The sequence below is a fragment of the Streptomyces sp. NPDC093984 genome (assembly GCF_044764595.1).
In the GTDB taxonomy this organism is placed as follows: domain Bacteria; phylum Actinomycetota; class Actinomycetes; order Streptomycetales; family Streptomycetaceae; genus Streptomyces; species Streptomyces cynarae.
In genome coordinates, this window is sequence record NZ_JBIWIM010000005.1 from 40,423 (window position 1) to 63,691 (window position 23,269).

Sequence of the window (23,269 nt, forward strand, 5' to 3'; positions counted from 1 at the left end):
CATCTCCCGCTCTTTACCAGGAACTTGCCCGCCGCACAGGTGACCGTGGGCGCCATCTCTGATAGGAAACCTTCCTAACAATGCACGCCCCAAGTTCCCACCCCCCACCTTCACTTGGAGTCCCAGTGGTGCATCCGAACCATGCCGCGGCAGCCCCCGCCGGCACCTCGCGTCGCGCCGTCCTCGCCTTCGTAGGCGCCTCTCTGGCGGCCGTCCCGCTCCTGGACGCCCAGCGCGCCGCGGCGGCCCCCGAGGCGGCGAGGGCCGTCGGGCTCGACGACCCCGCGAAGAAGGAGATCGCCATGGAGCTGGTCTCGAGCGCGGAGAACTCCTCCCTCGACTGGAAGGCCCAGTACAAGTACATCGAGGACATCGGCGACGGCCGCGGCTACACCGCCGGCATCATCGGATTCTGCTCCGGCACCGGCGACATGCTGGACCTCGTCCAGCTCTACACCGACCGCAAGCCCGGCAACGTCCTCGCCAAGTACCTGCCGGCGCTGCGCCGGGTGAACGGCGGCGACTCCCACGACGGACTGGACCCGAACTTCCCCAAGGACTGGCGCAAGGCGGTGCAGGACACGGCGTTCCAGCAGGCGCAGAACGACGAACGCGACCGGGTGTACTTCAACCCGGCCGTCCAGCGGGGCAAGGCGGACGGGCTCGGCGTCCTGGGGCAGTTCACGTACTACGACGCCATCGTGATGCACGGCGACGGGGACGACCCGACGAGCTTCCGCAACATCCGCAAGCGGGCCCTGCGCACGGCGAAGCCGCCGGCGCAGGGCGGCGGCGAGGTCGCCTACCTGAACGCCTTCCTGGACGCGCGGGTGTGGGCCATGAAGCAGGAGGAGGCCCACAGCGACACCAGCAGGGTCGACACCGAGCAGCGGGTGTTCCTGCGCAAGGGCAATCTGAACCTCGACCCGCCGCTGGACTGGAAGGTGTACGGCGACAGTTACCACATCGGCTGACGGCCCCTCACTCACTGAAGGAGCGAGACGCCGAACGGCCGGAACCCGACCCGGGACCGCGCCCCGTCGTGGGCCCACGTCACCTCGACGCCGTCGTCGTCGACCGTCACGCCGGCGACCGCCTCCGCCAGGGGCGCCGGGTCGGGTTCCGCGGTCAGACTCGCCAGGCACACGTGCACGGTGGTGCCGCCGGCGCGACCGGTGAGCCGGGGGACCCGGGCCCAGCGCGCGTAGGCGGTGCCGCCGGGCGCGGGGACCGGCTCGGGGCCCTCGTCCCAGCCGTGGAGCCCGTGCAGCGCCGACACCACGGGCTCCTCCGGGCCGGTGGCCCAGCCGGTGTGGGTGACCCGGGCGCCGTCCGGGGCGCCGATCACCCGGTGGACGCGCAGCTCGTACCGTCCGCGGACCACCGTGACGCTCTCCACCCTCAGGCCGGGCACCATCGGCGGCCCGGCGGCGAACACGGGCCGGTGCCAGGAGGCGGCCCAGCCCCAGCCGTCGCCGTCGCCCGCCCCCAGGGGGTGGACGCGCCGCCGTACGGTCCCCCGCCCTTCGACCTCGACGGACAGGTGGTTGTCCGGGATGTTCCCGAGGGCTGTGGGGCCGGTGCGGGTGGAGTACGCCTGGCGCCCGTAGTGCGGATCGTCCTCGGCGGCGAACTCGCCCTCGTGCGGCCGCACATGGTCGCTGCCGTGGTTGTGCAACCGTACGATCCCGTCGGCCCGGGTGGCCTGCACCAGCAGCCCCGGCGCCGGCAGGGCGAGCACCCGGTCGGCCTCCTCGGCCGGCGCGGGCTCCTCCCGGGCCGTCCACAGGGGATGGCCGGCGGGTGCCAGCAGGGAAACGAACGCCTTCGACGCCCAGTACGGGGACGCCGGACCCGAGTAGGTCTGCAGGGTCGCCTCGTGCGGGCCGTGCCAGCCGAGGCTCAGCAGCCCGTCCTCGTTCAGTGCGCCGTGGTCCAGGAAGTACCGCAGGCTGCCGCTCGCCAGGCGCCGGGAGGTGCCCGGGGTCAGCGGGGTGTGTCCGGTGAGGGCGCCCAGGCCGACGGCGGCGGACGCGGCGAAGCGGTACGCGAGCGACCGGCCGAAGTGCACTGGCGCGCCGTCCGCGCCGAACATCAGCGAGAAGCCGTCCAGGTGCTCCCGCAGCCGCGCCCCGTAGCGGGCGGACGACTCCTCGTCCCCGGCGAGGTGGGCGTCGAGCACCGGGTACAGGTGCAGGGCCCAGCCGTTGTAGTGGTCGAAGGCGCGGCCGTCCCCGTCCGCGTACCAGCCGTCGCCCCGGTACCACTCCTCCAGCAGGTCCAGCGCCCGCTGCCGTGCCGCGGCCGTCTCCGCGTCGCCTCGGCCGACCGACTCCAGGAACCCGGCGACGGTGTACGGGAAGAGGTACCAGTTGTTGGGCGCGGGCGTGTGGCGCAGCGCCCCGCGCAGCCATTCCTCCGCCCGGTCCTGGACGTCCGCGTCGAGGTTCTTCCACAGCCAGGGCGCGGTCAGCCGCAGCCCGAGCGCGACCGACGCGGACTCCACCATCGGCTGGCCCTGCACGTCGTGGTCGAGGATCAGCGGCCAGGACTCGGCGTCGTCGCGGCCGGGGGTGCGGGTGCCGGCGGCGAGGCCGCGCGCGTACCGCTCGAGCCAGCCGTGCGGGTCGTCCCCCGCGGCGCCCGCCACCCGGAAGGCGGCGGCGAGGAACGTGCGGGCGTAGCCCTCCAGTCCGTCGGAGCGCACTCCCGAGCGTGAGGGACGCCCGGGCAGGTCGAGCAGGGCGCAGCCCGGTGTGCTCCAGCGCCACGCGGACGCCAGCAGCCCGTCGGCGACGGCCTCCCAGTGGGCCCGCGTGTATCCGGTGTACGGGCTCGACTCTCGGTCCGCAGGGGGGAGTTCGAAGGGGATGCCGGGGGTCCTCATGCCTGGAAAGCCAGCCTTTCGCGTCGTACGGGATGCAGGAAGCCGGCGCCGGAAGCCCACCGCGCGATCTCCGCGAGGGCGAGGTCGGCGAGGCGACGCCACTCGTTGCCCTGGGAGCCGGCCAGATGGGGGGTGAGGAGAACGTTGTCGCAGTTCCACAACGGGTGTTCGGGCGGCAGGACTTCGGGGTCGGTGACGTCGACGACGGCCCGGATGCGGCCGGCCACGGCGGCATCCGTGAGCGCGTCCTGGTCGACGACCGCGCCACGGGCGGTGTTGATCAGGACGGCGCCGGGGCGCATCGACTCGATCAGTGCGCGGCTGACCAGACCGCGGGTGGCGGGCAGCAGCGGGGTGTGCACGCTGACGGTGTCGCAGCGGGTGAACAGCTCGTCCAACTCGACGCGTTCCACGCCGAGTTCGGCGGCATCGGCGTCGGTGACGTACGGGTCGTGGAGGAAGACGTGGAAGTCGTGGGGGCGGAGCAGCTCGATGACGCGGCGGCCGGTGAGCGATGCGGACAGGATGCCGATGGTGCGGCGGTGGTTGCCGATGGCGCGCGGGGTGCGCAGCCAGTCGTCGCGGGTGCGGGTGGCGCGGTAGGCGCGGGCGCGTTCCAGGACGTGCTTGCCGGTGAGCAGGATCATCGCGAGGGTGTACTCGGCGACCGGGACGGCGTTGGCGGAGGCGGCGGAGGACACGTCGATGCCGCGCTTCCAGCAGGCGTCGGTGATGTGGCCGCGGACGCTGCCCGCGGTGTGCACGACCGCCCGCAGCCGGGGCGCCGCCGCGAGCGCCTCCTCGTCGAGCGGAGGGCAGCCCCAGCCGGTGACCAGCAGGTCGACGTCGGCGAGGACGGCCCGGGCCCGGGGCGTGGTGAAGTCGTCCAGGACGGGCGGCGGGGCGAGTTCGCAGAGCGCGGCGAGCGCGTCCAGCGACTCGGGGTCGAGGACGGCCGCGGCGGCCTGGGGGGACATGGCGAGGGCGGCACGGGGGCGGAAGCCGGGTCCTGGCGTCGAGACGGTCATGTCGGTGCGGGAACTCCTGACGGGAGGGGGCTATTTGACGGCGCCGGCGGTCAGTCCGCTGCGCCAGAAGCGCTGCAGCAGGGCGAAGGCGAGGATCAGCGGGAGGACGGCGAGTAGCGAGCCCATGATCACCACGGGGTAGTACTCGGGCGACACGGAGGCCGAGCTGTTCCAGGTGTACAGGCCCAGGCTGACCGGATACAGGTCCTGGTCGGACAGCATCACCATGGGCAGGAAGAAGTTGTTCCAGATGGCGGTGAGCTGGAAGAGGAACACGGTCACCAGGCCGGGGCCGAGCATGCGCAGCGCCACCCTGACGTACGTGGTCAGCTCGCCGGCGCCGTCCATGCGCGCGGCCTCCAGGACCTCGTCGGGCACGTAGCCCTGGCTGAAGATACGGCCCAGGTAGACGCCGAACGGATTGAACAGGACCGGGATGAACACCGCCCAGAAGGTGTTGACCAGGCCGGCGCCGGAGGCCATCAAGTACAGCGGCAGCGCGAGGACGGTCTGCGGGACCATCACCGCCGCGAGGACCAGGCCGAACAGCTTCTCCTTGTGCCGGAAGCGATACTTGTCGAAGGCGTACCCGCAGGCCACGCTGATCAGGGCGCCGAGCGCGGCGCCGACGACCGCGTAGAGCAGGCTGTTGAGGTACCAGCGGCCGTACTGGCCGTCGTCCATGGCGAACAGGTCGTGCAGGTTCGTCAGGAACGAGAAGTCCTTCAGGGACAGCAGATCGCTGCCGAACAGGGCGTCCCTGGTCTTGCCCGCGGCGAGGACCAGCCACAGCACCGGCAGCAGGGTGTACAGCGCGGACAGCGCGACCACGGTGTTGACGGTGGCCCGGCCGAGCAGCCGGTGGCGTGGGAGGGTGGTGCCGGCGGCGCTCATCGGGCCTCCTCGGCGGTCGTGGAACGGCTGGTGAAGCGGGTGACGCCGTAGGACAGGGCGATGGTGCACAGCAGCAGGACGACCGAGGCGGCCGCCGCCAGGCTGTAGTTGTTGCGGGTGAAGGCCGCGTCGTAGACGTACATGCTCGGCGAGAAGCGGGAGTTGATCATCGGTGAGGACTGGCTGAGGAGCATCGGCTCGGTGAACAGCTGCAGTCCCCAGATGAGGGTGAACATGGCGACCATCACGACGGAGGCGCGCACCAGCGGCGTCTTGACCTGCAGGGCCGTGCGCACCGGTCCGGCGCCGTCGACGACGGACGCCTCGATCACCTCGCGGGGCACGGCCTGCAGGGCGGCGTAGAAGACGACCATGTTGTAGCCGAGGTTGCTCCACAGGGCGATGTTCACCATGGAGGGCAGCACGGTGTGCAGGCCGAGGAAGTCGATGGTGATGTCGGCCTTGGCGAACAGGTCGATGACGGGGCTGATGCCCGGCGTGTAGAGGTAGAGCCAGATCAGGGCCGCGATGATGCCGGGGACGGCGTGCGGCAGGAAGAGCCCGAGCTGGGCCCAGGCGCGCAGGCGTACCACGCCGGAGTCCAGCAGCAGCGCGAGTGCGAGCGCGCCGACGACCATGACGGGGATGTAGAGCAGGCAGTACAGGGCGACCGTGCCGAGCCCGGACAGGAAGGTCGGGTCGGTGAGGACGGCCGCGTAGCTGCGCAGCCCGACGAAGACCGTGCGGCCGGGGCCGAAGCCCAGACCGGGGTGGTCGTCGCTGTAGAAGCTGAGGTAGACGGCGGTGCCGACGGGGATCAGGAAGACGGTGACGAGCAGGGCGAAGAAGGGCGCCATCAGGGCGGCGCAGGCGGCGAGTTGACGGCGCCTGGCGGCCCTGCGCGTGCGGCCGGCGGTGGCCGGGGCGGCGGTGTGGAGCGGGGTGGCCTGCGCGTGCGGGGTGGTCGCGGTCATGGGGCATCACCTGCCTTTCGGGCGGCTCAGGTGCTGTGCTGGGTGGTGGACAGGCCCAGGGCCTTCAGGTCGGGCATGGTGCCGTCCTGAGCCGCGCGCACGGCGTCGATGAGGGTGCCCTGGCCGGCGCCGACACGGGCGAAGGAGTCCTGCATCACCCTCCCGGTGGCGGTCATCCGGGGTCCCCAGACCCAGCCGTCGCGGATCTTGTGGGCCTCCTGCTCGAAGAGGCGGTAGATGTCCTGACCGCCGTAGTACGACCGGTCGAAGGCGGCGCGTCCCACGGCGACGAGGGCGGAGGCCGCCGGGTACTGGCTGCTGGTGCCGCTGGAGAGGCGGGCGCGCAGCGCGTCCGGGTGGGAGACCTGCCACTCGATGAACTCCATGGCGGCCTCGGGGTGCCTGCTGTCCTTGGTGACGGCGAAGGTCGAGCCGCCGTGCGTGCCGACGTGGGGCCGGCCGGTGTCCCACTGGGGCAGCGGGGCGATCCGCCACTGGCCCTTCTGCGCGGGCCGCGCCTTCATCTGGGCACCGGCGTCCCAGGCGCCGCTCAGCCGGGTGAGGACCAGCCCGTTGCCGATCTGCGCGTCGGACTGCCGGCTTTCGACGGCGTTCACGAACACCACGTCGTCGTCGATCAGCCGCTGCCAGTACGCCGCGGTGCGCCGGGTAGGGGCGTCGGCGAGGGAGACGTTCCAGGCGCCGTGGGAGGTGTCGAACCACTGGGCGCCCGCCTGCCAGGAGTACGCGGCGAACTGCGTGGCCCCGTCGGTGGGGAACAGCACCAGCCGCCGCTCCGGGGCCTTGCGCCTGACGGTGCGGGCCAGGTCCGCGAACTCGTCCCAGGTACGCGGCACTTGGAGTCCGTACTGCTCGAACAGGTCCGCCCGGTAGTGCATGACCATCGGCTCGACGTCGAGCGGGACGCTGAACACACGCCCCTGAAACGTGGTCAGGCCGAGGGCCTGCGGGAGCAGTTTGGCACGCAGGGTGTCACTGACGAGCGCGGTGACGTCACGGGCGACGCCGTCGATGGCGAAGCCGGGGACCTGCGGGTACTCGATGGTGGCGACGTCGGGCGCGTTGCCGGCCCGGGCGGCGTTGCTGAGTTTGGCGTAGCCGCCCTGTCCCCCGGAGGGGACCTGCTGGAAGTCGACCTGGATGCGGTCGTGCGTGCGATTGAACGCGTCCACCACCTCCTGGCTCCCGCGCAGGGCGGACCAGAAGGTGATGCGCGTGGTCCTGCCGGTGCCGCGCGACGGGGAACCCGCCGAGCCGCTGCAGGCGCTCACGGCCCCTGTCAGCGGTAGTGCGGCCATCGCGGCGAGCACGGATCGACGGCTCTGTCGACCAGGCATGGTGCCTCCCGCGGCTGCTGGTGTCCGTGCGGACACGACCTGTTCGAGACACGGGAATCCTCACGGCCGTACAAGAAACGGTCAATAGATCGATCAGAAGAAAATGAAACGGTCAAACGCTCAATTCCGTGCGCGGCTGCTCACCGGTGGAGTCGCGCACCACCAGCGTGGGCAGCAGCTCGATGCGCTGCGCCGTGTGGACCGCGCCCTTGCCGGAGCCCTCGAGCCGTCGCAGCAGCAGTTCGGCGGCGACGCGGCCCACCTCGCCCTTCGGCGGCGAGACGGCGGTCAGCCTTGGGGTGCCGAGCCCTGCCACCACGTCGTCGTACGCCACGACCGAGCAGTCCTGGGGGACCCGCACACCGTTCTCGGCGAGCTGCTGAACCAGCATCAGGGCGTCGACGTCGCCGTGCAGCACGGCCGCGGTGGCCCCGAGTCTGCGCAGCATAGCGGCCAGGTCCGTCGGCCCGCCCTCCCCGGCCGCGGGCGAACTGAGCGCCCAGGCCCACTCCTCGACGAGCGGATGCGCCTCGGCGACCTCGCCCAGCGCGGCCCGCAGGGTGCGCGCGGTGGGGCTGTCGTCACGTGTCGCGAAGACGATCCGCCGGTGTCCGAGACCCACCAGGTGCTCCACGGCGAGATGGGCGCCGTACCAGTGGTCCGAGCACACCGAGTCCATCGCGTGCAGGGCGCTGCCCTTGCGGGGCCGCCGTTCCATCAGCACCGTCGGCACGCCCAGGTCCGCGAGCCACTCGTGATCGGCCTCCTCGGCCGCCGGAGTGCGCCACCGCGGCGCGAGGAGAACACCGCGTACGCCCTCCGCCAGCGCCCGCTCCACCTGCGGGCGTTCCGCTCCGGGCACCTGCGGCGCGATGTGCAGGGCGATGCGCAGGCCGGCCTCCTCCAGCGCCGTGCGGGCGCCGTGCAGGGTCTCGTAGAGGTACGAATGCCGCTCGGGCACCACCACGGCGACGGTGTCCCCGTCCGCGACGGGGGTGCCCGGCACCTCCTGGGCGGGAAGCGTCGAGCGGACCACCCCGTGACCGCGCCGCAGCTTCCCCTCACGGGTCAGCTCCTCCACGTCCCTGCGGATCGTCACCACGGACACCTGGAGCTCGGCGGCGAGGTCCCGCACCCGCGCCGCACCGCGCGACTGCACCGCGGCCAGGATCCGCCGACGCCTGAGATCGACCGGCTCACGCATGAGGCCTCCCCGCCCTGAATGTTCGTTTGAGCGATTCGGGGACAGCATACGAGCGAATGCGCCGACGGGCGTCGTGCCGTCGGAGCCTACGCCTCGGCTCGCTCCAGCAGTTGGGGGCCGTTGTTCCGGACGTCGTTGACGGCCGTGGAGACGGGGCGGGCGTCCAGACGGCCGTCGGCCGGAGGGTTCAGCAGGGCGCGCAGCCGGGCCGGGTCCTGGTGCGCGGGGTCGAGCCAGGCGTCCTGGTGGCCGGGGGCGACGGCCAGCGGCATCCGAGGGTGGATGCGCCCCGCGGCGTCGGTGGCCTCCGTGGTGAGGATGGTGCAGGTCGTCCACCAGGCGGAGTCGTCGTCCTCGGCCGCCGACGGGTCGCGCCAGAACTCGTACAGCCCCGCCAGGGCCATGACCTGGCCGTCCTGCGGGCTGATGAAGTACGGCTGTTTGCGGACCTTGGCCTTGCCGCCGGCCGGCACCTGCTGCCACTCGTAGAAGCCGTCGGCGGGCAGCAGACAGCGCCGCCTGAGGAAGGCCAGGCGGAAGGCGGGCTTCTCGTGCACCGTCTCCATCCGCGCGTTGATCATCCTGGCGCCGATCTTCGGGTCCTTCGCCCAGGACGGCACCAGGCCCCACCGCAGCGGGCGCAACTGCCGCCGGACGGCTCCCGAGCCGCGAGGGGCGCGTTCGAGAACCGCCCACACCTCGTCCGTCGGAGCGACGTTCCAGCTCGGCGGCAGGTCGTCCCGCTCGTCCCAGTCGGTGACCCTGAACAGTCGTACGAGATCCTGGGGGCCCCGGGTGGAGACATATCGGCCGCACATATGAAACCACTCCTCCGACCTGCGAAAACGCTGGCTCGTGCCGCACCGGGTCAGCACGGTGCCGGGTCAGCGCACATCCAGCACCTCGACCGCCCGGCCGGTGGCGTCCGGGGTCAGGTGCCCGTACGTGTCCGCCGTCGCGTTGATGCTCTTGTGCGCCGGCCACCTGGACACGTCCAAGACTGGCAGACCGCTGCCGCTTCTTCCCTCGCAGCGACGCCGGAGAGCCGGGCGCCCTCCAAGTGCGCTTCTCTGGTCGCTCCGTCGACAGGGTCCAGTGCTACAAGGCTGGGATCGACGGCGTGCGCAAGCCTGCCGGCCGGCCGACCCGGTACCCGGAGACAGGCATGCAGTCGAGAAGAGCGGAACGTCCGAAGCCCATGGACGGGCTACGGCGTTGTCCGCGGCTTCGGCCCAGTCAGCCCGCGTGCTCGGCACCGATGAGGACGAAGGCCATCGTGACTGGTTCGCCGCTGCGGTTGCGCCAGCCGTGCCAGGTGCCGTTCTGGATCACGATGTCTCCGGCCGAGAGCGGGGTGCAGTGGCCGTCGTCGAGTTCGAGGAAGATCTCGCCCTGCAGCACGATGCCGTAGTCGACGGTCGGCGACGTGTGCATGCCGTCGGGCTCCATGAGGTCCGCGATGGCTCCTTCGACGACGTGGCGAAGCTGACCTTCTACGTCGTCGACTGGACCCCCGACAAGATGCCCCCGCTCCTGGAAGGGATCTCCCGGGCAGCCGCGAAGCTGGGGATCACCCCGGCCCCGCCGACCACGCTGATAGGCGTTGCGGCACTGGATGTCCCCGACCATCTGGTCGAGATCGAAGCCACCGCGGTCCTCGACTGAACAGGTGCTCTTTGCCACTGAGCGCCGAAATGGCCAACTACGGCGCTCAGCGGCCAACCCGCGTGCTCAGTCACAGTTACTGACCCACGCTCCTAGCCTCACCGCAGGGCCCGCTGATTGCGGACGCAGGTAAGCCGTCGCCTCCGCACCGGCCGCCCATGTGTCCGCGTCCGGCACGAGACACCCGGCGGAGTCCATCCGGCCATGCCGTTTCCGTACCCGACGGCAACTCCCCGAGCCGGCGCGGCAAGCCGGTCTGGTCCGAGCCGACCAGGCCGCGGCAGGTGATGGGGACGAAACCCTGCTGGACGTCGAAGCGGCTGCCGGTCCGCCGAGGGCTCCCCCCAACCTCCGGGGCTCGTTCTGGCGTGGTCGTCATGGCTCTCCCCGACCGGGGCGGCGACGGACGCGGCCTGCACGCCCGGCGCCGTACCGCCGCCTCGGCGGCAGCCGTCCGGCCTCAGGCTTCGGCCACCAAAACGTCGGAGGCCGCCTGCGTGAAGCGAGGCAGCGCGGCGACGCCGACGGCAAGGAGGGCGACGATACCCATGTGCACGGACTCCACGACGGCGAAGGCGTGTGAGGTGCCGCGCGGCGCCAGGCCGATGTACAGGGTGCCGAGCGTGGCCACGCCGAGCGCGAGCCCGCTCTGCTGCAGGGTGATCAGCGCGCCGCTGCCGATGCCGCCGAGGTGGGCGGGAACGTCGGCGAGCACACTGCGGAACAGGCCGGCGAACAGCATCGACTGTCCGGCCCCCGCCAGGGCCAGGGGGGCGGCCATGGCCCAGAGGGAAACGTGCGGCCAGTCCACCAGGAGGGTCGCCACCAGCCAGGCCAGCCCGGCCAGTTGCAGCACGGCACCCGCGGACATCGCAGCCCGCCCGAAACGGGAGATCAGCCGCGGCGCCAGTACGGAGCCGGCGAAGAACAGCAGGGCCATCGGCAGGATCGCAAGGCCGCCGTGCAGGGCGTCGGCGTGCAACCCGTCCTGGACGGTCAGCGCGAAGACGAACATGAACGCCCCGAAGCCGATACTGAAGGCCAGCACCATGACCAGCCCGCGGGACATCGACGGCAACCGCAGCAGCGACGGCGGCAGCAGCGGAACCTCGCCGCGCCGCTCGGCCCGATTCTCCACCCCGTAGGCGAGGGTTCCCAGAGCAACGGCCAGGGCGAGCAGCAGCCAAGTCCACCACGGCCAGCCGAGCGAGTGCCCCTCGGTCAGCGGGACGAGCAGGGCGACGAGCGTGGCAGCGAACAGAACCGTGCCGGGCAGGTCGATGCCGACCGGGTGCTCGGAACGCGTGGCCGGCACGATACGGGCGGCGACGAGCAGGACCATCAGCCCGATGGGCACGTTGACCAGGAAGATCGGCCGCCAGGAGGCGCCGGCGATGTCCGCGCTGACCAGCAGCCCGCCCACCAGTTGGCCGACGACCGCGGCGATGCCCGAGGTCGCCCCGTACAGAGCCAGGGCGCGCGCCTTGCGCTCGCCTTCGAGAGTGTGGTGGAAGGTCGCCAGCACCTGCGGCACCAACAGCGCCGCGGTGGCCCCCTGAATGATCCGGGCCGCGATCAGCAGACCGACGCTCGGCGCCAGTCCGCAGACCAGCGAGGCCAGGACGAACCCGATGAGAGCGGCGAGGAACAGCCGATGACGGCCGTACCGGTCGCCCAGCCGTCCGCCGAGGACCAGCAGGGCGGCATAGGCGACGCCGTATCCGGCGATCACCAACTGCAGCGAGGGCGCCGAGGCGTGCAGCGAGGTGTCGATGCTGGGCAGGGCGACGTTCGTGATGAAGAAGTCCATGATCGGCAGGAACGCGCCCGCCAGAAGGACCAGCACCCCGAACGCGGGCAACTCCGCGTTGCGGCGCCGCGCATGATGGGTGCGGCTTTGAGGCTTCTGGTGTGGCGGCGACGCTGTCGCCGTAGTGGGTGATCAGCCGAGCCGGCGCCACCTGGCCGACCCTGGCCTGGTGCGCGTCGGTGATCTCTGGGCGCGCAGACCGACTGCCTGCACCCGCCCCGCCCTCCCCATCCACGGCGTGGATGACCCGGATACGGGATTCGGATCGTGCGGAGGATGGCCGCGGGCCCTCGGACGGCCCATAGTCGTCCCTACCCCGCACGCCCTTTGTCCGGATCAGCCGTAGGTGTGCGGCCCTCGCCTCTCCGCATGCCCTGGGGCCGTCGGCGCCCGTCGAGGCATGCCTGCTCCGTACACCGTCCCCTGGAGTCGCCATGCCCGGTTCCGTGCCCCTGCCTCCCGCCGCGGTCGATGACGCCGCTCCGTCGCCCGTCGCCGTGACGGGCCCGGCCCATCTGCTGCGCGTGGCCCTGCTGATGGCGGGCAGCTGTCTGCCGATCCTCGGGGCGGTGCTGATCGCCCCGGTACTGCCGAAGATGCAGGACCACTTCGCGTCGACCCCGGGGGCCAAGGCGCTGGTCCCCCTCGCGCTGACCGTTCCGGCGCTCGCGCTCGCGGTGCTGGCTCCGTTCGCCGGAGTGATCGTGGACCGGCTGGGGCGCAAGCGCCTGCTGGTCGTGACGACCGTCCTGTACGCCGTGTTCGGTACGGCCCCCCTCTGGCTGGACTCGCTGGGCGCGATCATCGCCGGCCGAGTCCTGGTCGGTGTCACCGAGGCCGCCATCATGACCTGCTGCACCACACTGATCGGCGACTACTACACCGGTCAGCGGCGGGTGAAGTACCTGGCGCTGCAGACCATGTGCGCCTCCGCGTCGGCCACCGCCTTCTTCGTGCTCGGCGGCGCCGCCGGGTCGGCGGGCTGGCGCGTGCCCTTCTGGGTCTACGCAGTGAGCCTGGTGCTCGCCCCGCTGATGGCCGCCGCCCTCCCCGACCCGGCCGCCCGTGCGTCAGCCGGGGAGGCCCGAGCCGAGACGGCGACGGTCGGCAGTCGCAGACCGTTCCCCTGGCGGCGGTCGTCGGGCATCTGTGCCCTCACCTTCTTCGGAGCGATGGTCTTCTACACCGTCCCCGTGGAGATGGCGTACCTGCTCGACGACCTGGGGATGACGAACTCCGCCGTGATCGGCCTGGCCACCGCGATCGCCAGCGCCGCCACCGTGGCCGGAGCGGTCACCTTCGCCCGGCTGAAGCGCTCCCCGGACCCTGTGCTGCCCGCCGTCCTCGCGATCTGCGCGGCGGGCTTCGGGGTGATGTTCCTCGCCGGAGGCGTCCCGCTGCTGGTCGTGGGTGCCGTGGTCAACTGCGTGGGCACCGGCATGCTGCTGCCCGCCCTCCTCACCAGCGCCATGTCACGGCTGGCGTTCGAGGACCGCGGCCGGGGCACGGGGTTGTGGATGGCGGCCTTCTTCGCCGGCGAGTTCGTCTGCCCGCTGGTCCTGCTCGCCGTGGAGTCGGCCGTCGGCAGTCTCGCCGGAGCGGTGGGCGTCCTCGGGCTGGCCGCCGCGGTCGTCGCGGCGGGAATGACGGCGGTCCGTCGCCGCGCCGCCGCGACGGACACCCGGCCGCTGCCCGAACAATTGGCCTGAGCGGGACGCCGGTGGGCCCGACCGCCGACGACGCCACGGGCCGCGTCTCCACCCGCCTCCGCTCGCGATGGCAGCGTTGCCGCTCGGCGGGCGGCGCAGTACGTCCGAGGCGGCGCCCCCGATGCGAGGCCGCGGCGGTGGCGGCGCTCCCGTCAGATCGGAGGCCTCGGGCGCCGAGTCCGTGTCGGGACCGCGCCCGACCGCGGTCCGCCCGCCTCGTTCGCCCTTCCCCCGGTACGACGGCGAGGCGGGCACGGGCCGGTCACCGCTGCCCGCACGGGCGGGTTCCCGTTCCTCACGGGCCGCCGCCTCGCCGGTGTCAGAGTCGGTTGGCCGCCGGCCGTTTCGAATCGTGGCCCGCCAGCGTGGCGCCCACCTCCGCGGCCTTCTGCCGCAGCCAGATGTGGGCCGCGTCCTGGGCGTGCACCGGGTGCCACCACAGCGCCTCCTGCACCGGCACCGCCTCGAAGGGACAGGGCAGGACGCGCACGGCGGCGCAGCAGACCGCTCTGCGCGCCAGCCGCTCCTGGATCATCGCCACCCGGCGGGTGCCCTCGACCATGTGGGGCAGCAGCTGGAAGGTCTGCACGGAGACCTCCACCCGGGGGCTGATGCCGATCATGCTGAGCTGCCGAGCGGCCGGGGCGTCGAAGGGGCGCTGGTAGACGGCCCAGGGCAGCCGGGCCAGCTCGTCGAGCGTGAGCTCGTCGCCGACCTCGGGATGGTCGTCCGCCACCAGGCACAGCCACCGGTCCTGGAAGAGGTCGACGGTGGGGAAGCCGTCGATCACGCCGTGCGGCATCAGCAGTCCGTCGACGGTGCTCAGCACGGTGGCCGTGTTCTCGACGACGGACGGCGCCGGGTGCTGGAAGGTGAGCCGGATCCCGGGCGCCTCCTGGTGCACGGTGCGGGCGAGTTCGGCGCCGAACACGGCCGCACCGTAGTCGGAGGCGAGCAGGGTGAACTCGCGGGTCTCGGCGGTCGGGTCGAAGTCGGCCTGGCTGGAGAAGACGCGTTCCAGCAGGTCGCATGCGGTGGCGCTGCGGTCGCGCAGGGCGGCCCCGAGCGGGGTCAGCTCGTAGGCGTTGCCGGTGCGGGCGAGCAATTCGTCGTCGAAATGGCGGCGCAGCCGGGCCAGTGCGGCGCTCATCGCGGGCTGGCTCAGTCCGATGCGCTCGCCGGCCCGGGTGACGTTGCGTTCCTCCAGCAGCGCGCGCAGGGCGACCACCAGGTTCAGGTCGAGTCGGGACAGGTTCACCGGGCACCGCCTAAGCAACGAGAAAACCATCCATGGCATGGATTCGACGCATTTACAGGATTGATTTCCGTGATTGGCCGATCGGGGCCAGAGTAGACCGCAACCCAGCGGGAGGACATCTCATGGCAACACTCGTGCAACCTGTCGGCCCGTTCGCGCTCGGCACGTTCTCCGCCCCGGACGGCGGGCCGTTCCCCGGACTGCTGGCCAAGGAGCGGGTGCTGGACCTGAGCCGGGTCCTGGACTGGACGCCGTCCGGTGTGCGTGCCGTACTGGAGCGGTGGGAGGAGACCCTCCCCGTCCTGCACTCCCTCGCGGACGACGACGCCCTCGACTGGCGGCCGCTGGAGGGCCTGCGGGTGCACGCCCCGGTCGAGCCGCGGCAGATCTTCCAGTCCGGCGCCAACTACCGGCAGCACGTGATCGACCTGGAGGTCGCCCACCGCGCCCCCGACGACTCCCGCACGGTGGAGGAGGTACGCGCGGAGATCGCCGCCCTCATGGACCGGCGGGCCGCCGAGGACCTGCCCTACGTGTTCATCGGCCTGCCGAGCGCCCTCACGGGTCCGTACGACGACGTGGTCCTGCCCGCGTGGGCCGAAAAGCCGGACTGGGAGCTCGAGTTGGCGGCCGTGATCGGCAGGGCCGCCCATCGCGTGCCGGTCGAGGAGGCCCTGGAGTACGTCGCCGGCTACACCATCGCCAACGACCTCACCGACCGTGCCACCGTCTTCCGCCGCGACATGCCGGCCATCGGCACGGACTGGCTGCGCAGCAAGAACGCGCCCGGCTTCACGCCGCTCGGCCCGTGGCTCGTGCCGGCCGAGTCGATCGCCGACCCGGGCGACCTGCGGGTCACCCTCAAGCTCAACGGCGAGACCATGCAGGACGAGACCACCAAGGACATGCTCTTCGGCGTGGCGCGGCTGGTGTCGTACGTCTCCCAGAGCGCCCGGCTCCTGCCCGGTGACCTGGTGCTGACCGGCAGCCCGGCGGGCAACGGAATCCACTGGGGCCGGCTGCTGCGTGACGGCGACGTCATGGAGGGTTCCATCACCGGGCTGGGCGCGCAGCGCACCCGATGCGTGCGGGAGGCGGTGTGAACCGGCACGACCCGGAGGGCGCGATCGCCGAGGCCGCCAAGGCGTACTCGAACTGGGGGCGCTGGGGCGACGACGACGTCCTGGGCACGCTCAACTTCCTCAGCGAGGACAAGCGACGCGAGGGCGCCGCTCTGGTCCGGCGCGGGGTGAGCTTCTCCCTCTCACAGCGGTTCGACATGAACGGCCCGCAGAAGGGCTGGCGGCGCCGGACCAACCCGGTGCACACCATGCTCGACACCGGCACCGACGCCGCCCTCGGCAACCAGGGCTTCCCGCACGGGATCGGCGGCGCCGACGACGTGATCGCGATGCCGCTGCAGTGCTCCACCCAGTGGGACGGGCTCGGGCACATCTTCGACCACGGCTTCGCCTGGAACGGGCGCCGGGCCGACAGGGTCGTCACCTCCGACGGCGATCTCGTCACCGGCATCGAGCACATGGCGCCGTGTGTCGCGGGACGCGGGGTGCTGCTGGACGTGGGCCAAGTCGTCGGCGAGGCAGGCGAGTTGCCCGACGGGTTCGCCATCACAGAAGAGCATCTGACCACGACCGCCGAGGCGCAGGGAGTGACCGTGGGCCGCGGCGACATCGTCCTCGTCCGCACCGGTCACCTCGCCCGTGCCAAGCGCGACGGCTGGGGCGACTACGCCGGTGGGCCCGCGCCCGGCCTGTCCTTCAGCACCGCCGGCTGGCTGCACGGCACCGAGATCGCCGCGATCGCCACCGACACGTGGGGATTCGAGGTACGGCCCAACGAGTTCGAGAACGCCTTCCAGCCGCTGCACCAGGTCGCCATCCCCAACATGGGCCTGCTCATCGGGGAGATGTGGGATCTCGACGCGCTCGCCGAGGACTGCGCGGCGGACGGCGTGTACGAGTTCTGGCTCACCGCCGCGCCCCTGCCCATCACCGGAGCCGTCGGCTCCCCCGTCAACCCGATAGCCGTCAAGTAGCGGCGAGCCGCCCGGGTGCGCCGCGTCCCGGCCAGCGGGCGCGCGCACCCGGCTCGCACCACCGCACCACCCGCTGCGGGTGACCCGTCAGCCCACCTGGCCCGCACTCGGAGCGGGCGAGCCGCACCCCAGCCGCCCGAAGCCGCGCGGCCGACCTCGAGAGGTATCCCCGCCATGGCAGACAGCCGCACTCTCCCCCAGCCTCCGGCCGGAAGTACCCGCACCGTCCTCGTCGTCGGAGGAGGCGCCTCCGGCAACGCCGTCACCGTCCTCCTGCGCCGCGCCGGCATCGCCGTGGATCTCATCGAGGCCAAGCCCGACTGGAACGCCACCACCGGCTCCGGCATCACCCTGCAGGGCAACGCCCTGAGGGTCCTGCGCGAACTCGGCGTCTGGGAGCAGGTGGAGGCCAGCGGATTCGCCTTCGGCTCCGTGGGTGTGACCGCCCCCGACGGCACCGTGCTGCACGTCGCCGAGGACATCCGGACCGGTGGCGACGACCTGCCCGCCACCCTCGGCATGCAGCGCCCCCGACTCCAGCAGATCCTCATCGACGCCGTCCGCGCCTCCGGCGCCACCGTCCGCCTGGGCACCACCGCCACAGCCCTGGAGCAGGACGCCGACGGGGTCTCGGTGCGGTTCGGCGACGGCACCGAGGGCCGCTACGACCTGGTGATCGCCGCCGACGGCCTGAACTCCGCGACCCGCGCGACGATCGGGATCACCGACAAGCCCGAACCGACCGGCATGGCCATCTGGCGGGTGGCCGCGCCGCGCCCCGAGGGCGTGATGCGCACCGACCTCGCCTACGGCGGCCCGGCCTACATCGCCGGGTACTGCCCCACCGGCCAGGACACCATCTACGCGTACGTCGTCGAGGGGTGCCGTCACCGGGAGTCCGTCGACCCGGCCGACTACGCCGCCGAGATGCGCCGCCTGGCACAGGGCTACGGCGGCGCCTGGACGGAGATCACCCGGCACATCACCGACCCCGAGAAGGTCAACTACACGTGGTTCGACCGGCTGCTGGTGGAGGGCTCCTGGCATCGCGGCCGCGTCGTGCTGATCGGTGACGCCGCGCACTGCTGCCCGCCCACGCTCGCCCAGGGCGCGGCCATGTCCCTGGAGGACGCCTCCGTACTCGCCGAGCTCCTCACCTGCGGACGGGACTGGGACGACGAGCTGTTCCAGGCCTACTACGAGCGCCGCGTCCCCCGGGTGCGGACCGTCGTCGATGCCTCCGTGCAGCTCGGGCAGTGGCAGCTGGACGGCGTGCGCGGCGACGTGCCGGGGCTGATGGTCCGCACGATGAGCTTCCTCAAGGAGCGGCCGTGACCTCCCGCCCGTCACCCGACCATCACCCCTCATGGAGCGCTGACGCACGCCCCTCCCCGACCGTGGACGTGCACGCTCACGTCCTGCTGTCGGAGGTCGAGACCCTGGTGGCGGACCTGCCGGGGCTCGAGGAGGCCAAGGCGCTCGACGCCCGCCGCAACGGGCCCGATGCGCTGGCCGTCAGCGCTCCGATGGTCCGCGAGCGCATACCGAGGATGACCGACGTCGGCGTGCGGCTGGCCGCCATGGACGCGCAGGGCGTGGACGTCCAACTGGTCAGCCCGTCCCCCTCGCACTACCACTACTGGACGGACGAGGAGACGGCCGAGAAGCTGTGCCGGCTCGCCAACGAGGCGACTGCCGCCCACTGTTCGGCCGCACCCGACCGGCTGCGCGGGCTGGGACTCGTGCCCCTCCAGCATCCCGACCAGGCCGTGGCAGCACTCGACCACGCGCTGGAACAGGGGCTGCTGGGTGTGGAGATCTCCAGCCACGCACCCGGTCGCGAACTGTCCGACCCGGCGTACGAGCCCTTCTGGTCCCGGGCCGAGGAGACCGGCGCGATCCTCTTCCTGCACCCCTTCGGCTGCACCCTCGACGAGCGCCTGGACCGGTGGTACCTGTCCAACACGGTCGGCCAGCCCACCGAGAACGCCGTCGCCCTGTCCCACCTGATCTTCTCCGGGGTACTGGACCGCCACCCGGAACTGAAGCTGATCGCGTCGCACGGCGGCGGCTACCTGCCCACCCACATCGGCCGCTCCGACCATGCCTGGTCCACCCGCCCCGACGCGGGCGGCGGCTGCGCCCACCTGCCCAGCACCTACCTGCGCCGCCTGTACTTCGACTCCCTCGTCCACGACCCCCATGTGCTGCGGGCGCTGATCCAGGCCGCCGGGGCCGACCGGGTCCTGCTCGGGTCCGACTACCCCTTCGACATGGGCACCGAGGACCCGGTGGGCGCACTGCGCGCCGCCCGGCTGCCCGACGCCGACTTCCACGCCGTGCGCGGCGGCAACGCGACAGCGCTGCTGCGCCTGACCTGACCCCGCACAGGAGGAAACGACCATGAGCGCACGTCTGCTCACCCACCTGCGGCACGTCGACCTGGCCGTGCCCGACTACGAAAAGCAGCTCGACTTCTACTCCGGCGTCTGGGGCCTGACCAAGGTCGCCGAGGACTCCGGCATCTCCTTCCTGGCCGCCGAGGGCAGCCCCGAGCAGTACGTCGTACGGCTCCGCAAGGCCGAGGACAAGCGCCTCGACCTCGTCTCCTACGGTGCCGCGAGCGCGGCGGACGTGGACACCCTGGCCGAGCAACTCCTCGCGGTCGGCGTTCAGCCGCTCTCCCAGCCGGGGAAGGTGGAGACCCCCGGCGGCGGTTACGGCTTCCGCTTCTTCGACGTCGACGGGCGCACCATCGAGGTCTCCGCCGATGTCGAGGCCCGCCGGCACCGCAGGATCGAGGAGAAGGAGTCCATCCCGGTCAAGCTGTCGCACGTCGTCCTCAACTCCCCAGACCTGAACCGCACCCGGGACTGGTACGAGCGCCACCTCGGCTTCCGCCTCTCCGACACCCTCAGCTCTCCGCACATGGGCGAGGTCATGCACTTCATGCGGATCAGCAACCAGCACCACTCCATGGCCATCGCGCAGGGCCCGCACACCTCCCTGCACCACATCTCCTTCGAGCTGCGCGGCATCGACGAGTACATGCGCGGCACCGGCCGCCTGCTGCGCGCCGGGGTCCGCAAGATCTGGGGCCCGGGACGGCACATGGCGGGCGACAACACCTTCTCCTACTTCTTCGACCCGCACGGCAACACCGTCGAGTACACCACCGAGCTGGAACTCCTCGACGAGGACACCTGGCACCCGCACGTCTACGACTTCTCCCAGCCCGAGGTCACCGACCAGTGGGGCACCGCCAACCCGATGAACGAGATGGTCGCCAAGGAGTCGTTCAACGACGTCGACCGCGGCTGCTTCGTCGCCCCGCCGGTCTGACCGGCGAGGCCCCGGTCACCGGGGGCGCGGCGATCCCCTGTCGCCCTGACTGCCCGCCGCGCCCCCGGGCTCGCCCAGTGCCCGCCCTCCCGCCGACAGGAACCGCCATGCGTTTCGCCACCTACGAGCACCGCAACCGACGCCAAGTGGCCGTCGTCGAAGAGGACGGCACGCTCCACCCGCTGCCAGGGGCCCGCTCCCTGACCGGACTGCTCGCCGACCTGAGCGGCCTGCCCGGACTGCTGGACGCGGGCGCCGCGGTGCTCGACGCCCCGCCCGGCCCCCATGTCTCCGAGGTGCGGCTGCTTCCGCCGCTCCAGCCGCCCACCGTGCGGGACTTCGTCACCTTCGAGGAACACGTCGAGGGCGTACGGCGGTCCGTGGACGGGGCCGCCGGTGTGCCGGAGCAGTGGTACGCGGCCCCGACGTTCTACTTCACCAACCCCTACGCGGTGTACGGCCCGCACGACGACATCCCCGTGCCGCCGGGCTCGAGGGTGCTGGACTTCGAGCTGGAAGTCGCCGCCGTGATCGGCAAGGAGGGCCGCGACCTCATCCCCGAACAGGCCCGCGACCACATCGTCGGCTACACGGTCTTCAACGACTGGTCGGCCCGCGACCTGCAGTCGGCAGAGATGAAGGTCGGCCTCGGCCCCTGCAAGGGCAAGGACACCGCCACCACCCTCGGCCCGTATCTCGTCACCGCCGACGAGCTGGAGCCCTGCCGGGACACGGACGGCTTCCTGCGTCTGGCGCTGACCGCCGAGATCAACGGCGAGGTCGTCGGCAAGGACCTGCTGTCCAACATGAGCTGGACCTTCGAGGAGATGACCGCGTACGCCTCGCGCGGCACCGTCGTCCGCCCCGGTGACGTGCTCGGTTCCGGGACCTGCGGAAACGGCGGCTGCCTCGCTGAGCTGTGGGGCGTACGCGGCAGGCAGGACCCGCCGCCGCTGAAGCCCGGCGACCTGGTCACGCTCACCGTCGAAGGCATCGGCAGCGTCTCCAACACCGTGGTGGCCGGCCCTGCCCCGGTGCCGGTTCCGCCCGCTCGGCTCCGCCTGCGGGAGCGACCGTGACCGACCTCCGCGCCAAGAGGCTGCCGGGCAAGGTCGTCGTGGTCACCGGCGCGGCCCGAGGCCAGGGCGCCGCGGAGGCCGAGGCGCTGAACCGCGAGGGCGCCCGCGTGATCGCCACCGACGCGACGGAGGCCCCCGGCTGCCGCCGCCTCGACGTCACCAGCGAGGAGGACTGGGCCCGCCTCGCCGCCGACCTGCGCGAGACGTACGGGCAGGTGCACGGCTTGGTCAACAACGCGGGCGTCACCTGGCGCGCCCGCATGGACGACGTACGCCCCGAGGACATGGCCCGCGTCCACGCCGTCAACGTCACCGGGCCGCTCCTCGGCATCCAGCACCTGGTGCCGCTGATGCGGGCGGGGGCGTCGATCGTGAACATCGGTTCGTCGGCGGCCCTGACCGCCCACTACCCGGTCGCCTACACCGCCAGCAAGTGGGCCCTGCGCGGCCTGTCGAGGACCGCCGCCATGGAACTGGGACCGCGCGGCATCCGCGTGAACAGCATCCATCCCGGCTTCATCGAGACCGAGATGACCGCCTCCGCCGCTCCCGCGTTCCGCGAGGCCAACCTCCTCGGGACACCGCTCGGCCGCACCGGGACCGTCGACGACATCACCCCGCTCGTCACCTTCCTCCTCTCCGACGACGCGTCCTTCATCACCGGCGCCGAGATCCCGGTCGACGGCGGCCTCACCGCACACGGCGGCGCCAAGCCGATCGCGGACGCCCTGCGCGAGGACGCCTGAAGATTCGCTTTCCCTCTCCTGGCCCGGCTACAGAGCGTCGACGACGAGGCAGCCGTCGATACGGCGGCGGCCCGGCCGGTCCGACCAGCATGGTCGGACCCTGGTCACGGGCGTCGGCAGCCGCTGCCCGCGGCGGGCGGGCGGGTTGCGCCCGGCGGGGCGACCGAGGCGAAGGCCATGCGGAACAGGTCCCAGGCGGTCGCGTCACCGACCGGTGCGCTGCCGCCCTGCGCGGCTCGCACCCGTCGGTACGCCGGCTCGGTGAACGCGGTACCGGAGCGAGCCGGTTCGGAGTCGACCGGGATCATCTCCACGGACACCCCTTCCTTCCGTACGCGCCGTCCATGGACCGACGGCCCACACGGCGCGCGAGCGTGGTGCCGCCCGGCAGGGCCGGGGCTGGGGGCGTCCGAGGATTCCCGCCGGGCGGGCGACGCGAATCGTCGGACACCCCCCTGACCCGGACGGCCCCGACCCGACCCCGCAGCCTGCCACCCCGGCACCCCGCACGCGCTCCCGCCCCGCATACGCGCCGCACCGACTCCCGCGCGACCACCCGAACGGCCCAACGCCCGGCGTGCCCGAGCCCTCCGACTCGCCCCGATTCGGCGCCCGCGCCGGCTCACCGCAGCCCCGCACTCCGGGCCGCTGACCCCACCGGCCCGTGCGCCGGCCCCGCTCAGTCGCTCCCCTCGCCCCTTCGCACCCCCGTCGGAACGGCCTCCCGTGCCCGGTCCAGTGCGTCCGCCGACGCCTGGCCGGCGGCGCGTACCCGGTTGCGGGCCGCGACGCCCAGCGTGGCGGCGCCCGTGGCGTAGGCGCAGGTCAGTACGGCCGGTGCGCGGGCGCCCGGCAGGGCCGGCTCCAGTGTCCGCAGGGCCGTCTCGTGGGCCGACCACAGGGCCAGCAGGCCGCAGACCCCGGCGGCGCTCAGCAGCGCACCACCCGCTCCGATCCGGCGCAGCGCCGCCCTGACCTCGCTCTGCACCGCGAGTATCTCGTGGCGAGCGAGCTGCGCGGTGTCCTGGGCCAGCCGCGCCGCCGCGTCGCCCACTCGGCTCCTGCCCTCCGCCGAGTCGTCGCCTTGCATCCGCATCGCTGCCGCCTCCGTCTCGTTCCTCGGGTTCCCGCCGGGGCCGACGGCCGTGAGTCACCTCCCCGCAGTACCCGCTCAGGCCGTGACGACACGACGACCCCCCGCCCCTCTCGACGCGCCACTCACCCATCCGCGCTCAATACGCGCTCATCGCAATAAAAGG

The 23,269-nt window shown here is 72.2% G+C and carries 21 protein-coding genes and 1 pseudogene; 10 read left to right on the top strand and 12 right to left on the bottom strand.

Annotated features, from left to right (window positions below; all coding sequences use genetic code 11):
• Positions 1 to 125 precede the first annotated feature (125 nt).
• Positions 126 to 974: a chitosanase gene (locus tag ACIRC0_RS19650; RefSeq protein WP_403617405.1), complete on the top strand. Its 849-nt coding sequence runs from the start codon at positions 126 to 128 to the stop codon at positions 972 to 974.
• Positions 975 to 985: 11 nt separating this feature from the next.
• Here ACIRC0_RS19650 and ACIRC0_RS19655 read toward each other — a convergent pair whose 3' ends face one another.
• The 8 genes from ACIRC0_RS19655 to ACIRC0_RS19690 all read right to left on the bottom strand — a co-directional run bounded on the left by ACIRC0_RS19655 (position 986) and on the right by ACIRC0_RS19690 (position 9,779).
• Positions 986 to 2,887, bottom strand: a complete 1,902-nt coding sequence (locus ACIRC0_RS19655; RefSeq protein WP_403617406.1) for a DUF2264 domain-containing protein — start codon at positions 2,885 to 2,887, stop codon at positions 986 to 988.
• A complete protein-coding gene (locus ACIRC0_RS19660; RefSeq protein WP_403617407.1) occupies positions 2,884 to 3,915 on the bottom strand; it encodes a hydroxyacid dehydrogenase in 1,032 nt (343 codons plus the stop codon). Before ACIRC0_RS19660 ends, ACIRC0_RS19655 begins: the two co-directional genes overlap by 4 nt.
• Positions 3,916 to 3,945: 30 nt before the next feature.
• A complete protein-coding gene (locus tag ACIRC0_RS19665; RefSeq protein ID WP_403617408.1) occupies positions 3,946 to 4,809 on the bottom strand; it encodes a carbohydrate ABC transporter permease in 864 nt (287 codons plus the stop codon).
• Positions 4,806 to 5,783 (bottom strand): carbohydrate ABC transporter permease, encoded by a 978-nt coding sequence (locus ACIRC0_RS19670; RefSeq protein ID WP_403617409.1) that lies wholly within the window; start codon positions 5,781 to 5,783, stop codon positions 4,806 to 4,808. The genes ACIRC0_RS19665 and ACIRC0_RS19670 overlap by 4 nt, the downstream gene beginning before the upstream one ends.
• Before the next feature lie 26 nt (positions 5,784 to 5,809).
• Positions 5,810 to 7,141, bottom strand: coding sequence for an ABC transporter substrate-binding protein (locus ACIRC0_RS19675; RefSeq protein ID WP_403617410.1), 1,332 nt, complete (start codon positions 7,139 to 7,141; stop codon positions 5,810 to 5,812).
• A gap of 112 nt (positions 7,142 to 7,253) precedes the next feature.
• Complete coding sequence (locus ACIRC0_RS19680; RefSeq protein ID WP_403617411.1) at positions 7,254 to 8,345, bottom strand: substrate-binding domain-containing protein; 1,092 nt, start codon at positions 8,343 to 8,345, stop codon at positions 7,254 to 7,256.
• 86 nt (positions 8,346 to 8,431) lie between these two features.
• Entirely contained in the window at positions 8,432 to 9,163 is a 732-nt protein-coding gene (locus ACIRC0_RS19685) for an SOS response-associated peptidase (protein ID WP_403617412.1), read from the bottom strand.
• Between the two features lie 418 nt (positions 9,164 to 9,581).
• Positions 9,582 to 9,779, bottom strand: coding sequence for a cupin domain-containing protein (locus ACIRC0_RS19690; protein WP_403617413.1), 198 nt, complete (start codon positions 9,777 to 9,779; stop codon positions 9,582 to 9,584).
• Between the two features lie 27 nt (positions 9,780 to 9,806).
• On the opposite strand from ACIRC0_RS19690, the pseudogene ACIRC0_RS19695 reads away from it, so the two are divergent.
• Positions 9,807 to 10,010, top strand: a pseudogene (locus ACIRC0_RS19695) (RidA family protein); the annotation flags it as partial.
• Positions 10,011 to 10,470: 460 nt separating this feature from the next.
• Here the strand turns inward: ACIRC0_RS19695 and ACIRC0_RS19700 are convergent.
• Positions 10,471 to 11,871: an MFS transporter gene (locus tag ACIRC0_RS19700; protein WP_403617414.1), complete on the bottom strand. Its 1,401-nt coding sequence runs from the start codon at positions 11,869 to 11,871 to the stop codon at positions 10,471 to 10,473.
• Positions 11,872 to 12,254: 383 nt separating this feature from the next.
• Here ACIRC0_RS19700 and ACIRC0_RS19705 point away from each other — a divergent pair, with 383 nt between their 5' ends.
• Entirely contained in the window at positions 12,255 to 13,529 is a 1,275-nt protein-coding gene (locus ACIRC0_RS19705; RefSeq protein ID WP_403617415.1) for an MFS transporter, read from the top strand.
• A gap of 319 nt (positions 13,530 to 13,848) precedes the next feature.
• On the opposite strand, the gene ACIRC0_RS19710 is transcribed toward ACIRC0_RS19705, so the two are convergent.
• Positions 13,849 to 14,787 (bottom strand): LysR family transcriptional regulator, encoded by a 939-nt coding sequence (locus ACIRC0_RS19710; RefSeq protein WP_403617416.1) that lies wholly within the window; start codon positions 14,785 to 14,787, stop codon positions 13,849 to 13,851.
• Between the two features lie 122 nt (positions 14,788 to 14,909).
• Between ACIRC0_RS19710 and ACIRC0_RS19715 the strand changes: the two genes are divergently transcribed.
• From ACIRC0_RS19715 to ACIRC0_RS19745, 7 genes are all read left to right on the top strand, one after another.
• On the top strand, positions 14,910 to 15,890 hold the full coding sequence (locus ACIRC0_RS19715; protein WP_403617417.1) for a fumarylacetoacetate hydrolase family protein: 981 nt from the start codon (positions 14,910 to 14,912) through the stop codon (positions 15,888 to 15,890).
• Complete coding sequence (locus ACIRC0_RS19720; RefSeq protein ID WP_403617418.1) at positions 15,869 to 16,843, top strand: cyclase family protein; 975 nt, start codon at positions 15,869 to 15,871, stop codon at positions 16,841 to 16,843. The genes ACIRC0_RS19715 and ACIRC0_RS19720 overlap by 22 nt, the downstream gene beginning before the upstream one ends.
• A gap of 174 nt (positions 16,844 to 17,017) precedes the next feature.
• Entirely contained in the window at positions 17,018 to 18,178 is a 1,161-nt protein-coding gene (locus ACIRC0_RS19725; protein WP_403617419.1) for an FAD-dependent oxidoreductase, read from the top strand.
• Positions 18,175 to 19,224, top strand: coding sequence for an amidohydrolase family protein (locus tag ACIRC0_RS19730; protein WP_403617420.1), 1,050 nt, complete (start codon positions 18,175 to 18,177; stop codon positions 19,222 to 19,224). Before ACIRC0_RS19725 ends, ACIRC0_RS19730 begins: the two co-directional genes overlap by 4 nt.
• 22 nt (positions 19,225 to 19,246) lie before the next feature.
• Complete coding sequence (locus tag ACIRC0_RS19735; protein WP_403617421.1) at positions 19,247 to 20,185, top strand: VOC family protein; 939 nt, start codon at positions 19,247 to 19,249, stop codon at positions 20,183 to 20,185.
• A 107-nt stretch (positions 20,186 to 20,292) separates the two neighbouring features.
• On the top strand, positions 20,293 to 21,264 hold the full coding sequence (locus tag ACIRC0_RS19740; protein ID WP_403617422.1) for a fumarylacetoacetate hydrolase family protein: 972 nt from the start codon (positions 20,293 to 20,295) through the stop codon (positions 21,262 to 21,264).
• Positions 21,261 to 22,010, top strand: coding sequence for an SDR family NAD(P)-dependent oxidoreductase (locus tag ACIRC0_RS19745; protein ID WP_403617423.1), 750 nt, complete (start codon positions 21,261 to 21,263; stop codon positions 22,008 to 22,010). The genes ACIRC0_RS19740 and ACIRC0_RS19745 overlap by 4 nt, the downstream gene beginning before the upstream one ends.
• Before the next feature lie 104 nt (positions 22,011 to 22,114).
• Here ACIRC0_RS19745 and ACIRC0_RS19750 read toward each other — a convergent pair whose 3' ends face one another.
• Both ACIRC0_RS19750 and ACIRC0_RS19755 read right to left on the bottom strand, forming a co-directional pair.
• Positions 22,115 to 22,324, bottom strand: a complete 210-nt coding sequence (locus tag ACIRC0_RS19750) for a hypothetical protein (RefSeq protein ID WP_403617424.1) — start codon at positions 22,322 to 22,324, stop codon at positions 22,115 to 22,117.
• A 365-nt stretch (positions 22,325 to 22,689) separates the two neighbouring features.
• Positions 22,690 to 23,106 (bottom strand): phage holin family protein, encoded by a 417-nt coding sequence (locus tag ACIRC0_RS19755; protein ID WP_403617425.1) that lies wholly within the window; start codon positions 23,104 to 23,106, stop codon positions 22,690 to 22,692.
• Between the last annotated feature and the right edge of the window lie 163 nt (positions 23,107 to 23,269).

What these genes read in the sequence shown, in the direction of transcription:
- ACIRC0_RS19675 (WP_403617410.1), bottom strand. Translation starts at nt 7,141, where the DNA reads ATGCCTGGTCGACAGAGCCGTCGATCCGTGCTCGCCGCGATGGCCGCA.
- ACIRC0_RS19725 (WP_403617419.1), top strand. Translation starts at nt 17,018, where the DNA reads ATGGCAGACAGCCGCACTCTCCCCCAGCCTCCGGCCGGAAGTACCCGC.
- ACIRC0_RS19655 (WP_403617406.1), bottom strand. Translation starts at nt 2,887, where the DNA reads ATGAGGACCCCCGGCATCCCCTTCGAACTCCCCCCTGCGGACCGAGAG.
- ACIRC0_RS19735 (WP_403617421.1), top strand. Translation starts at nt 19,247, where the DNA reads ATGAGCGCACGTCTGCTCACCCACCTGCGGCACGTCGACCTGGCCGTG.
- ACIRC0_RS19660 (WP_403617407.1), bottom strand. Translation starts at nt 3,915, where the DNA reads ATGACCGTCTCGACGCCAGGACCCGGCTTCCGCCCCCGTGCCGCCCTC.
- ACIRC0_RS19740 (WP_403617422.1), top strand. Translation starts at nt 20,293, where the DNA reads ATGCGTTTCGCCACCTACGAGCACCGCAACCGACGCCAAGTGGCCGTC.
- ACIRC0_RS19670 (WP_403617409.1), bottom strand. Translation starts at nt 5,783, where the DNA reads ATGACCGCGACCACCCCGCACGCGCAGGCCACCCCGCTCCACACCGCC.
- ACIRC0_RS19720 (WP_403617418.1), top strand. Translation starts at nt 15,869, where the DNA reads ATGCGTGCGGGAGGCGGTGTGAACCGGCACGACCCGGAGGGCGCGATC.
- ACIRC0_RS19680 (WP_403617411.1), bottom strand. Translation starts at nt 8,345, where the DNA reads ATGCGTGAGCCGGTCGATCTCAGGCGTCGGCGGATCCTGGCCGCGGTG.
- ACIRC0_RS19755 (WP_403617425.1), bottom strand. Translation starts at nt 23,106, where the DNA reads ATGCGGATGCAAGGCGACGACTCGGCGGAGGGCAGGAGCCGAGTGGGC.
- ACIRC0_RS19690 (WP_403617413.1), bottom strand. Translation starts at nt 9,779, where the DNA reads ATGCACACGTCGCCGACCGTCGACTACGGCATCGTGCTGCAGGGCGAG.
- ACIRC0_RS19715 (WP_403617417.1), top strand. Translation starts at nt 14,910, where the DNA reads ATGGCAACACTCGTGCAACCTGTCGGCCCGTTCGCGCTCGGCACGTTC.
- ACIRC0_RS19665 (WP_403617408.1), bottom strand. Translation starts at nt 4,809, where the DNA reads ATGAGCGCCGCCGGCACCACCCTCCCACGCCACCGGCTGCTCGGCCGG.
- ACIRC0_RS19705 (WP_403617415.1), top strand. Translation starts at nt 12,255, where the DNA reads ATGCCCGGTTCCGTGCCCCTGCCTCCCGCCGCGGTCGATGACGCCGCT.
- ACIRC0_RS19685 (WP_403617412.1), bottom strand. Translation starts at nt 9,163, where the DNA reads ATGTGCGGCCGATATGTCTCCACCCGGGGCCCCCAGGATCTCGTACGA.